The sequence below is a fragment of the Mucilaginibacter rubeus genome, assembly GCF_003286415.2.
GTDB classification, from domain to species: domain Bacteria; phylum Bacteroidota; class Bacteroidia; order Sphingobacteriales; family Sphingobacteriaceae; genus Mucilaginibacter; species Mucilaginibacter rubeus_A.
Window position 1 is genome coordinate 2,026,450 of record NZ_CP043450.1, and the last position, 12,448, is coordinate 2,038,897.

Annotated in this window: 8 protein-coding genes; all 8 read left to right on the forward strand. The window is 44.0% G+C overall.

All coding sequences use genetic code 11. From position 1 onward, the window contains the following. Positions 1-6 precede the first annotated feature (6 nt). The gene (locus DEO27_RS08355) at positions 7-1,701 is read left to right on the forward strand and encodes an RICIN domain-containing protein (RefSeq protein ID WP_112570422.1); all 1,695 of its coding nucleotides are present in this window, start codon (positions 7-9) and stop codon (positions 1,699-1,701) included. 42 nt (positions 1,702-1,743) lie between these two features. Then, positions 1,744-3,129, forward strand: a complete 1,386-nt coding sequence (locus DEO27_RS08360; RefSeq protein WP_112570424.1) for an SGNH/GDSL hydrolase family protein — start codon at positions 1,744-1,746, stop codon at positions 3,127-3,129. Between the two features lie 15 nt (positions 3,130-3,144). Next, on the forward strand, positions 3,145-3,975 hold the full coding sequence (locus DEO27_RS08365; RefSeq protein ID WP_112570425.1) for an alpha/beta hydrolase: 831 nt from the start codon (positions 3,145-3,147) through the stop codon (positions 3,973-3,975). A 285-nt stretch (positions 3,976-4,260) separates the two neighbouring features. Then, positions 4,261-6,012, forward strand: coding sequence for a RagB/SusD family nutrient uptake outer membrane protein (locus tag DEO27_RS08370; RefSeq protein WP_112570427.1), 1,752 nt, complete (start codon positions 4,261-4,263; stop codon positions 6,010-6,012). Positions 6,013-6,039: 27 nt separating this feature from the next. Next, positions 6,040-6,483: a DUF5004 domain-containing protein gene (locus tag DEO27_RS08375; RefSeq protein WP_112570429.1), complete on the forward strand. Its 444-nt coding sequence runs from the start codon at positions 6,040-6,042 to the stop codon at positions 6,481-6,483. A 25-nt stretch (positions 6,484-6,508) separates the two neighbouring features. After that, entirely contained in the window at positions 6,509-7,516 is a 1,008-nt protein-coding gene (locus tag DEO27_RS08380) for a DUF4961 domain-containing protein (protein ID WP_112570431.1), read from the forward strand. Between the two features lie 95 nt (positions 7,517-7,611). Beyond that, positions 7,612-10,710 carry a SusC/RagA family TonB-linked outer membrane protein gene (locus DEO27_RS08385; RefSeq protein WP_112570667.1) on the forward strand — a complete coding sequence of 1,033 codons (3,099 nt, stop codon included), beginning with the start codon at positions 7,612-7,614 and terminating at the stop codon, positions 10,708-10,710. 27 nt (positions 10,711-10,737) lie between these two features. After that, entirely contained in the window at positions 10,738-12,444 is a 1,707-nt protein-coding gene (locus DEO27_RS08390; RefSeq protein WP_112570433.1) for a RagB/SusD family nutrient uptake outer membrane protein, read from the forward strand. Positions 12,445-12,448 lie beyond the last annotated feature (4 nt).

The following is a 12,448-nucleotide window of genomic DNA, read 5'->3' on the forward strand; positions in this document are numbered from 1 at the left end:
AAAATTATGAAAACAAACCTTTTTACCAGTGCTTTTGCGGCAATGGCCTTGCTGACATCATGCAGCAAACAAGCTGCCGTTAAGTACCCTAAACCCTTTGTACGCACGGATTCGGTTCAATTGGCCAGCGGATCGCCGGTAAGCGCTTATGGTACCTTTTTTATCACCAATGTTTTGAGCGGAAAGGCTATTGAAATTAATAGCAGCGGCATGCTTAATGATGGCGCTGGTGCGCAGCAAAATCAATATTCAGGCAGTGGTACGGCAACAGCTCCCAATCAAAAATGGATAATTGTACAACAAGGCAGCGGTGCTATAACCAGTACTACTAAGTTCAAGATCATGAATGTGGCCAGTGGCAAGTATCTGGAGGTGCCGCTGGCAACAACTACTCCGGGTACAGGATTATGGCAGGATAAAGCCAATACCAATAATGCGCAGCAATGGTATATTCAATTGGTAAGCACCGGCATATATAAAATTATTAACGTGGGTAATGGTCTGGCAGTTACCAACCATGGTTCATCAACCACTAATGGTACTCCTATCACACAGGAGGCTTTTGTTTCCGGTAACACAGCGCAAACCTGGCAGCTTAACGGGCTTATTGCCGAAGCCTACCGTGATGATGACGTAGTAAACTTTTTTCACCGTACCAATGGCACTGTAGCATTTGATGAGGGGAAAAGTATTCCGCTTACGTATGGTGCCAATAACGGAAAAGTGCTTTGGATAACCGAAGATGCTTATGAATCATCACAGCTTCAAAGTAACGGGCAGTTATACTGCCAGTTTTTTAAATACCATAATTCGGCTTTGTTGCAGCCGGCCAGCCATAGTTGGGACCAATCCCTTACGCCAAATATCACCACTAATAACTCACCGGTTAGCAATATGGAGATCATCGAAAGCCCCGGCGATCATAATTCAACTTATCGCTGGCCTGGAGCGGGTATTGAGGCTGGCAGCCATGTTTACTTATACACGTTTGAATCTGCCAACGGATCTACACCTGAAAATCAGGTACTTTATGATCTTACGCAAAATACCGCAGGGTTAAACTGGGGCACAGCGGCCCGTATCACGCCCGTAGGCATGTCTGGACAAACAGAAACAGGTTTTTCAAACGGCATGGTTAAAAACGTAAGTAATGATTCTGTATATGTTTACGGGAGCAAGAGCGTTTACTTCAATACATCAAACGTGTTTTTGGCCCGGTTTCCTGTAAGTAATCCGGCTAACTGGTCGTTTTGGACAGGCTCCTCATGGTCATCAACCCGCACAACGGCCTCAGCCGCAGCTATAACCGTGGGTGCAAGCAACACTACTCAGCAAAATGTGATCATATCAAAAGTGAATAACAAATATGTGATGATGCAGATGGACCTGGGTTATTTTTGTGATCCGGCGAGTCATAATATTTATATCTCAACAGCCGATAGCCCTAAAGGGCCTTTCACCACGCCTAAAATGGTTTTCACCATTAATGATGTTTACCAGGGGCATTTGGCTAAGTATTATACTCCGGCCATTCACCCGGAATTTGTTAACGGACATAATGAGCTGCTTGTTACCTATTGCCTTAATTATAATGGCGAAGGTGGCAGCTGCAGTACAACCACCTGCGTAAACAATAACCAGGATCCTAATTTTTACCAGGTGAAAGCTGTCAGGATTCCGTATAGTTTAGTGGGCCTATAGTTTGAATTTATTTTTTGCTGAACACATTATAATTAACAGTTAATGAAAAAGTTGATTTTATTATTAGTATTGATAACGGCGCGGGGAGCAGCATTTGCCCAAAATATAGCGCCATTTCATGCCGGAGATCGGGTGGCCTTTGTTGGCAACAGCATTACCGATGGGGGGCACTACCACTCATATATCTGGTTGTATTACATGACCCGTTTCCCAAATATGCGAATTACCTGCTATAATGCGGGCATAGGCGGCGACGTAGTAGGACAGATCAACGATCGTTTTGAGGATGATGTGTTCAGCAAAAAGCCTAATGTGATAACCCTAACCTGGGGTATGAATGATACCGGTTATTTTGAATGGTACCGTGCAGATGCACAAGAGGTTATGGATAAAAGGATTCAAAGCTCGTACGATAACTATGCGCTGTTGGAAAATAAGTTGAAACAACGCCCCGACATCCGCAAGATTTTCATTTTGGGTTCGCCTTATGATGAAACCAGCAAGTTCACTACCAAGAATATCTATCCTAAAAAAAGCATCGCGTTCTCAAAAGTGATCGATTTTCAACGGGATGCTGCTAAAAAGAATAACTGGGGCTATGTTGATTTTTTCCACCCCATGACCGAGATCAACCTGCGTGAACAGGCTAAAGATTCAACATTTAGTTTAACCCCTAATGATAGGGTACACCCCGATAACGATGGACACCTGGTAATGGCTTACTTGTTTTTAAAAGCACAGGGTTTTAGCAATAAGGTAGTAGCAGATGTAGCTGTTGATGCTAAAAGCAAAAAAGCTATCAAAGCTGTTAATTGCAAGATAACCAACGTTGTATCTGCCGCTGGTTCGGTATCGTTCAACTATTTTGCAAATTCATTGCCTTATCCTATAGATACTATTCCACGTGGTTGGGGAAACCGCAAAAAACAGGCTGATGCACTTAAGGTTGTGCCATTTACCAAAGAGATGAACCAGGAACTGCTTGCAATCAAGGGGTTAAAAGCAGCTAACTACGATGTGCTTATTGATGGCGAAAAAATGGGCAACTGGTCGGCCGAGCAACTGAGTGCAGGTATCAACCTGGCCGAAATCACTACCACGCCGCAATATCAGCAGGCTATCCAGATCAGGGAACTGAACGAGGAGCGCTGGGACATTGAAAGGCGTATCCGTATGTATGTTTGGATGCAGTTTGACTTTTTGAAAGGCAAAAGTTTGTTATTTCACGATACCAACGCGGCTATGGATACCATAAGCAAGTATGCCAAAAAAGACATTTTTGTAAACGGTAATAAAGATAACTATACCCGCGCCCGGTACAAAAACTTGCGCGATGCATGGCAAAGGGAAATGGATGTACTTACCGACCAGATCTATGCTATAAACAAACCGCAAAATCATCGCATTACTGTAATCGCCTCAAAATAAAATCACTATATACAGATGAACTTTAAAAAACTATTATTTATTCCGTTATTTACCTGCCTTGCGGTCTGCGGCTTCAAAGCTAACGCTGCGACGGTTGATACGGTGCTGACCCACAGCGCCGTGATGAACAAGGATATTAAGGCAGTTGTAATTAAGCCTTCCGATTATTCAAATACCCAAAAGTTCCCGGTATTGTACCTGTTGCATGGCTTCAGCGGTAACTACAGCGATTGGATCAAAAAAGTACCGGGAGTTGCCGGTTTGGCCGACACTTACCATTTTATTATAGTTTGTGCCGATGGCGATTTTGCCGGTTGGTATTTTGACAGTCCTGCCGTTAAGGAATCGCAATATGAAACCTATGTGGGCACCGAGCTGGTAAACTGGATTGATAAACATTACTCAACTATAACCGACCGGAAGGGGAGGGCCATAACCGGTTTAAGTATGGGCGGTCATGGCGCTTTATATTTAGCTTTTAAGCATTTGGATAAATTTGGCGCTGCAGGAAGCATGAGCGGCGCGGTTGATATCAGGCCCTTTCCGGATAGCTTTGGCATTGAAAGGGTGCTTGGCAAATACAGCGAACATCCCGATAGATGGGAACAAAACAGCGTTGTTAACCTGATATATCTGCTAAAGCCAAACTCGCTCGCCATTACATTTGATGTTGGTTATGACGATTTTCTTTATCAGGCAAACCAGGAATTGCATAAAAAACTACTGGAGCGCAAAGTGCCTCATGATTATACGGTAAGGCCGGGAGCACACACCTGGGAATATTGGGGCAATTCTATCAATTACCAGGCCCTCTTTTTTAGTCGCTTTTTTAACGGGATTAAATAGGGGGATAAGTATACCTTACAATTACAACATTTTCAACCGATTGTAAATGTTGTAATTGTTAAAATCCAGGCAAAGAAATTACGATTTTGAAAAATATTATAAAATCGAATAAAAAATTTGCTAAATCGTTTTTATAGACTATATTAGTATCAGATTTCAACATCTGAATTATAAACCAATTAACAAACAGTTTTTAAACTTTAGCTCCCGGGGTTAATAATATGGAATTGCTAAAACGATTTTATATTTTCCTCGTCGTAGCTTGATGTTAACTAACCCTATAGTATGAAAAAACTTTACTTCAAGGTTCTTGCTTATTCGGTTTTGGGGGGCTTTCTGTTTTTTACCTCGTGTAAAAAGGATGGTTTTCTGGGGCAAACTCAAACATCAAACTTAACCGAAGGCACGGTATTTACCGATAGCGCCAATACCGTATCATTTTTAGCCAATATCTATAGTAATGTTGGTTTCAGTGCGGCGGCAGGCAGGTTTATATACGGGCCGATACTTTCGCCTACGCCCAATGGAGGTATCGATGCTGCTTCTGACGAGGCTGAAGTATCTGCATCTGCAGGTTCAACAGCGCTCGCTTTTGAAACCGGTACTATCAATGCTGCTGTTGTTACCGATGACGCTTATAAAACCTGCTATACCAATATCCGGTCGGTAAACCAGTTACTCAAAAATCTGCCTAAAGCGCCTATTAATAGCTTTGTGAAAACACAAATGAAGGCCGAAGCCCGGTTTTTACGTGCCTGGTATTATTCTATATTGGTAAAACATTATGGCGGCGTACATTTATTGGGTGATAGTATTTATACCTACACAGATAAGATTCCTGCTGCCCGTAATACCTATGCGGATTGCGTAAAGTATATTTTGGCCGAATGCGACACCGCAGCGCAAGATCTGCCAACTGTGCAATCGGGGGTAAATTACGGTCGCGCTTCAAAAGGAGCTTGTCTTGCCCTAAAATCACGGGTGTTATTGTATGCCGCGAGCCCGCTGTTTAATGGCCAGTCTATAGGTGAAGGGAAGTCAGTTGGTTTGGCAGGGTATCCGGACAGCGACCCGGAACGCTGGCATCTGGCAGAACAGGCAGCCGAAGCAGTTATATCCACCGGAGCTTATAGCTTGAATATAGATAACGCGACCGCTCCCGGTTTTGGCTTCCAGAAGTTGTTTACCAAGCGTGTAAATACCGAGTATATTTTTCAGCTAATGCGCCCGACGGATAATGTCGATCTGGAAACATTATGGCAGCCTCCAAGCCGCACAGGTAAAAACGGTGCATTTCCATTACAGGGCTTAGTGGATGCTTTCCCAATGAGCAATGGTAAACTGATTACCGATCCAGCATCGGGCTACAATCCTAATGATCCGTATGCCAATCGCGATCCCCGCTTGGATTACAGTATTATTCATGATCAAACGCCTTTACAAATCAGGCTCGCTTCCGGCACATCACCTATCAATATCTTTGTAGGTAAATACAACGGAAATACAACCGGGCCGGATGCTGTGCATGTTGGTACCACAACTGGTTATTATACCAATAAAATGCTTGACCCGGCGGCGGTTGCAAATGATTTTGAACACCGTACCGGTCGTTGCCTGCCGCTGATCCGCTATGCCGAGATCCTGCTGAATTACGCCGAAGCAGCTAATGAATATGAAGGGCCTACCGGGGCTGTTTATTCTGCAGTTGAGGCAATCCGTCAAAGAGCCGGTTTAAATCCGTACCAATTGCCAACGGGGCTGAGCCAGGTTGAAATGCGTACGGCCATTCAAAACGAACGCCGTATTGAGTTGGCTTTTGAAGAGCACCGTTTTTGGGATGTACGCCGCTGGAAAATTGCTGATCAAACGGATAACATCACCACCAAAGGTATGGAGGTTGACCGTGATGGGGCTACCGTGGCATACAAGCAATTTGATGTGCGCAAACGCAATTTCCGCAAAGCAATGTACCTGTGGCCTTTCCCGCAGAGCGAAGTAGCTAAGTCGCCCGAATTGATCCAGAACCCAGGCTATTAATTACCCGACAGCATAAATAGTATTAATATGAAATATAATTACAAAGCAAAACGGATTTACCTGGTGCTTGTGGCCGTCATTATGCTGGCAGTATCATCATGTAAAACCGAAAAAATAGTGCCCGGCAGCGAGGCACCAAAAGATATCGCTGGTAACTGGCGGGTGATCAAAGCTACCCGTAACGGTACCGATTTAACCTCCATCATTGATTTTAGCCAGTTCCGGATCAATTTCACCGATAAAGGTTACACGTTGGTAAACAAGCTGCCTTTCCTGGTGAGCAAGGATGGAGCTTTCGCGCTGGATGATCCGCAGTATCCATTTAAGATCACCTTTACTGCTACAGGCGACAAGCCGGTTTCAACCGCTTTTACCTATCCTATAGTTAACGGCAAAAGGCAGCTCAGTATAACCTTTAGTCCGGGTTGCACTAACAACACCTACGTATATGTGCTTGAAAAAGCCAATTAATTAAACCCAAAGCAACAGATAAATTATGAGATCATATTTACTACATATAAAAGGTAAAAATTTATGGAAGCTGTGCGCTTTGGTAGTACTGTGTATTGCTTTAGCCTGCTGCGGTGAACAGATCACCAGTGTTGATCAGCCAGCCACAGCTACCGTGGGCTCAATAGTGCCCATAACAGTGCATTGTGATATTCCCACAGCCGGTGACGGGGGGCCTGATTACCTGATCTTTGGATTTCTGGTACCTAAAGGCTGGAAAGCTGCGCAGAACACCACCATAACTTATACCAGTAAGCAGGGCAACGGAACGATGTCCCTGATACCCAATAGTACCTTACCTAAAAACGGCGGCGGGCTAACCTGGCCTGCCTATATGAAAAAAATGTTTAGCAATGGTGGCAACCTGATTGATGATGTGGAATGGGTAGCTTACCAAACAGATAAAGCATACAGTCACACAGGAGGAGTAGAGTTTATAGTAGATCTAAACATCAAGACAAAAGTAGGTGCTGATAACAATAATATGATGGTAAAACTGGGTTATACCATAACGGATAGCGGTAACGGCTTTACAAGTGATGGTAACGGTACTTATTATAGCGTATTAACTGGTGCCAACTGTTTTGAAGTAACTGGTGGAAGCGGCGACCTGGTTGACTTTTGTAATCCGCAATTGACCACTATCGATCCACCAAAATCATTGGATAACGATTTTGTGACGCTGACTTTTGACGGGACAGTTACAGATACGCATTTAAAAGGCGAAAGTGAAGTTTACCTGTGCGCGACTGCTTATACCGCTGATGGTAAAACCATTAATGTTTGTGAGCAAACCACTAAAACGATGCTCAAACAAACCACAGCCACCAGTAAAAAATATCAGCTTACATTTTGGCCGCGATCATTCTTTAACGTAGGGGATACGCAAACTATCACCAGAATGGAGTACTTCCTGACCGATAAAACGGGTAAAACGAAGGTTGGCTATGGTAATACAGATACCCCGTTCACCTATACATTTAAATGCGGTTAACCGATAGATAAACAAAACAGCCAATGCATTTAACCAATGTGTATTTGCTAAAACGATATTTAAACCTATTGCCAACAATTTTAAACCTGAAAAATATGGCTTATTGCTACATAAAGAGATGCTTAACAGGTATTACACTGTTGTTATTGCTGCTGGCCACGGCCGGTTACGCGGTTGCGCAGCAGGATACTACCGCCGTGGCGCCTGCACGTCCCGGTCAGGCCAGCGGTATCGTACTTGATGAGTACGGCAACCCGCTGCAGGGTGTTAAAGTAACCAACAAAGGGAAAAACATTACCCAAACTACCGGTAAGGACGGTGCCTTTGCTATTGATGCCGTTAAAGGCGATGTATTGTCATTTACCGCCGCGAATTATAATGCCCGCCAGATTGCTGTGAAAAACACCTCTGGTATTAGGGTAAGACTTTTAGATACTTATATTCAAAAGCCCAAAACTATCAGTGTACTTTACGATACCGTTAGTACAGCAAAAAGTGTAGGTGCCGTATCAACTATTTATACCAATCAACTTACTACAACGCCTTCTACTTTATACACTTACGCATTACCCGGACAATTGCCAGGCTTGTATACCCAGCAATACAGCGGGTTTGCTGCTCCTCAAACCGGTGTGCAAACTGTAAACGATTTTATTGGAGCTGTGGTGCAGCACAACAATTATTCGGCTAATGACAATAGCGAGTTTGGTCTTTTTTTAAGGGGACAAGCGCCGATAACTATCATTGATGGCGTTCAGCGGGAGATAGCCTCGCTTGATGCTGAAAGTATCGAATCGGTTTCGGTTTTGAAAGACGCGCTTTCAAATATCATGCTGGGTATCAATAGCTCGCGTGGAACTTTACTGATTACCACTAAACGCGGACAGGTAGGTGCGCCCCATATTTCATTTACGGCACAAACCGGTATTCAGCAACCTTTAGGGTTGCCAAATCCACTGCCTGCGTATCAGTATGCTTATTTATACAACGAGGCTTTGCAAAACGATGGTAAACCCGCTCTTTACAGTGCAGCTGACTTTAATGCTTACCGTAACCATACCGATCCTTTCAGGCATCCGGATATCAACTGGTTCAAAACCATATTACGTGATAACTCGCCCATGACCAGTTATAAGCTTAACGTAAATGGTGGTACACAGGTAGCGCGTTACAGCGTTTCATTAAATTACCTCGATCAAGCCGGGATGTTTCGCCAGGATCCGTCTGTTGCCTATAATACCAATAATGATCTTAACAGATATATCATCAATTCCGATCTGGCGGTTAACGTAACAAAAAAGTTTACTGTCGATCTGCAACTGTTTGGTCGTGTTCAGCAAAGCACGCAGCCGGGAGCAGGATACGGCAATATACTGAGCACACTTTATAGTTTGCCCAATAATGCTTATGCCTTACGTAATCCTAATGGCTCATTTGCAGGTACAACTACTTACACCAATAATCTGCTTTCGCAAACCGAATTCTCAGGATATCAGCGCACCAACAGTAATGATGTACTCGCCAACCTCGATCTGAATTATAATCTGAATAGCATCACGCCGGGCTTATCCGCTAAAGCAAAGGGTAATCTCGCTTTTTCATCGCAAAGCTTCTTAAACCGCTCGTTGCAAAACAACGCTTACTCGTTTAATGCGGATAGTTCTTATTCGGCAGTCGGATCATCAATCGCGCAGAGCAATTCATATAGTACGGTATCAAGCGCCCGCTACTCATTTGCGCAGGCCTCAGTTAATTACGACAGAACTTTCGGCAAAAATAACATTACCGGTATGGCCTTGTATGATGTTCGTTCGGTAGTATTGAACTATGACCTTTCACAGGTAACCACAAACCGCGCTTTAAAAGCAGGTTACAATTACGATGGCAAGTACTTTATTGAGGCGGCAGCCAACAGCAGCGGATACAACCGTTATCCGCCAGGCAATCAATATGGTTTGTTTTATGCGGGTGGTATTGGCTGGCAAATGGGTAAAGAGGGTTTTATCAAAGATAACTTTAGCTGGATAAGCTCATGGAAATGGCGCGCCACCTATGGTAAAACCGGAAACAACAACGTAGATAATTACGGTTATTATAATTTTTTACAAACCTACGGCGCTACAAACGGCTATTCATACAGTACGGGAACCTCAAAAAGCCCGGTACAGGGGTTTTATGAAAATACGCTTGCTAACCCCTATATCCGTTGGGAAAAGGCCCGTAAGCTGGATGTAGGCACGGATATCTCATTGTTTAATGATCACTTCAATATCACTGCTGATGTTTACCGCGACAGGTATTATGATTTACTGCAAGTTAGAGGAAACAGTATAGCCTTGTTAGGTACAGCTTACCCTTATGAAAACTTGGGCATCAATCTTTATAAAGGTGCGGAGCTCACGTTAACTTATCAGAACCATATCCAAAACTTCAATTACTTTATTTCGGGCAACGCGTCGATCCAGTCGTCAAAAATTATTTTTAGCGATGAGGAACCATACCCATATCCATGGCTGAAACATACCGGCCGTTCAACTACCGCAATTTATGGTTATACCGCTATCGGCTATTTCAAAGATGCCCAGGATGCAGCTACCAGTGCTACAACTACCGGCTACACAGCACAAGCGGGCGATGTAAAATATAAAGACCTTAACGGTGATCATATCATTAACCAGTTTGATGTTTCGGCTATTGGCGGTAATCGTCCGTTGGTTTATTACGGATTATCAAGTGGCTTTAACTACAAAGGCTTTAGTCTGAGCTTCCTGTTACAAGGTGTGGCCAACCGTGAGCTGATGTTTAATAATTCGCAGGTGAATGGCTTTGCCGGTGTTGGTTTCCTGGGGCTTACCTATAGCGGACAGGCCTACGAAACCATTTTAGGCAGATGGACGCCTGAAACCGCTGCTACTGCTACGGCACCGCGGTTATCGCTGGGCAACGCCAACAATACTGCTAACTCAACCCTGTACTTACGCAAAGGAAATTATGTGAGGCTAAAAAATGCGGAGGTGGGCTATAACCTGCCTTATGAATGGGCACGCAAGCTCAGATTATCTGGCTTGCGGGTATTTGTAAACGGCGAAAACCTGTATACACTGTATGGCTACAAAGATTTTGATCCGGAGGTTTATGGTACTGCTTACCCGATTCAAAGGGTAGTAAATGCCGGTGTTAACATTAAGCTTTGATTTTGGCCATCATAAAATATGACGATCATGAAGAATTTCAACAAAATAATTTTAGCGGCCGCCGGCATCATCACCGTAATGGCCGGGTGTAAAAAATACGAGCAATTCCCGGTTGATAAAGTGACCATTAACTACGTGTTTGATAAAAAGGATTCGCTGGGAACCAATGCTCAAATGTTCCTGTACGGGATTTACGCGTCATTACAAAATGGCCATAGCAGGATAGGAGGCGATTACCTTGATGCCGCGAGTGATGATGCCATATCATCGGCTGCGGGTGCATCAAATGAAGTTACAGTACTGTCAACGGCGGCTTACAACTCTTACACTGTTCCTACAGATGAAAATCTTTGGGCCTACTACTATGCCGGTATCCGCAAGGCAAATGAGTTTGTGAACAATATAGATGTGGTGCCGGTAATGGCTCAATACAATGGCTACTCCATGAAATATGTGTGGAAAGGCGAAGCCCGCTTTTTAAGGGCGCTGTATTACTTTGAGTTGGTTAAACGTTACGGTGGCGTACCATTATTGGGTAATAAGGTATTTACTATAACCGATGATGTATCCCTGCCCCGCAATTCTTTTGCCGATTGTATCAAATACATTGTAAGCGAATGCGATGCCATTAAGGATACACTGATGACCGCTCCGCTGAGCAACCCTAATGCCGATTACCATCGCCCAACAAAAGGTGCGGCTATGGCTTTAAAAGCAAAGGTGTTACTATATGCTGCAAGTCCGCTGTTTAACGGGCAAAATATTGATGCTTCGAATCCGGTAACAGGTTACACAGATTTTAGTGCAGATAGATGGGTACAGGCCGCCGCTGCCGAAAAAGCTGTAATGGATTTGAATGTTTATTCATTGCTGCCCAGCTTTAAAGATGTGTTCCTGACTCAGAACAGTTCGGAAAATATATTTATCCGCCAAACGGATAATTCATCATCAATAGAAACCACCAACGGACCGATTGGCTTTACGGGTGCAGTAGGCAAGGGGCAAACAAGCCCAACGCAGCAATTGGTTGATGCTTTTCCAATGAAAAATGGCTTGCCTATCACAGATCCTGCATCTGGCTATAACCCGGATAACCCTTACGCAAGCCGCGATCCCCGCTTAACCTACACGGTGCTTTACAACGGTACAAGGTGGCTTAACTCCGATCTGCAATTGTTTGAGGGGGGGATCAGCAAGCCTAATGGTTCGTTGCAGCAAACCAAAACAGGCTATTACATGCGTAAGTTCATGGGCAATTTTGAAAATACAAATGCCTATGCAGCGCACGTGATCGACTGGCAGATCTTACGTTATGCCGATGTGGTTTTAGGATACGCCGAAGCTCTCAACGAATCGGCGGGGGCTACCACCGACGTTTACAACGCGGTGATCAGCATCAGAAAACGTGCAGGAATCGATGTCGGAACAGTCAATTATGGGCTTAAACCGGGCATGACCAAAGATGAGATGCGCGCCATCATTCAAAATGAGCGCCGTTTGGAAATGGCCTTTGAAGAGAACCGCTACTTTGATATCCGCCGCTGGAAAATTGCCGGTACCGTAATGAACCAGCCTCAAAAAGGTATGAGCATTGTGAAGATAGGCTCAAGCCTTACTTATAATGTGGTAAACGCCCTCACTACCAAATTTGAATCGCCAAAGATGTACCTGTACCCGATACCTTATGATGAGGTTTTGAAGAACCCGAATATGAAACAAAATCCAGGATGGTAATCTC

Coding starts and splice junctions, on each gene's coding strand:
- DEO27_RS08380 (WP_112570431.1), top strand. CDS start 6,509: ATGAGATCATATTTACTACATATAAAAGGTAAAAATTTATGGAAGCTG.
- DEO27_RS08390 (WP_112570433.1), top strand. CDS start 10,738: ATGAAGAATTTCAACAAAATAATTTTAGCGGCCGCCGGCATCATCACC.
- DEO27_RS08370 (WP_112570427.1), top strand. CDS start 4,261: ATGAAAAAACTTTACTTCAAGGTTCTTGCTTATTCGGTTTTGGGGGGC.
- DEO27_RS08385 (WP_112570667.1), top strand. CDS start 7,612: ATGGCTTATTGCTACATAAAGAGATGCTTAACAGGTATTACACTGTTG.
- DEO27_RS08355 (WP_112570422.1), top strand. CDS start 7: ATGAAAACAAACCTTTTTACCAGTGCTTTTGCGGCAATGGCCTTGCTG.
- DEO27_RS08365 (WP_112570425.1), top strand. CDS start 3,145: ATGAACTTTAAAAAACTATTATTTATTCCGTTATTTACCTGCCTTGCG.
- DEO27_RS08375 (WP_112570429.1), top strand. CDS start 6,040: ATGAAATATAATTACAAAGCAAAACGGATTTACCTGGTGCTTGTGGCC.
- DEO27_RS08360 (WP_112570424.1), top strand. CDS start 1,744: ATGAAAAAGTTGATTTTATTATTAGTATTGATAACGGCGCGGGGAGCA.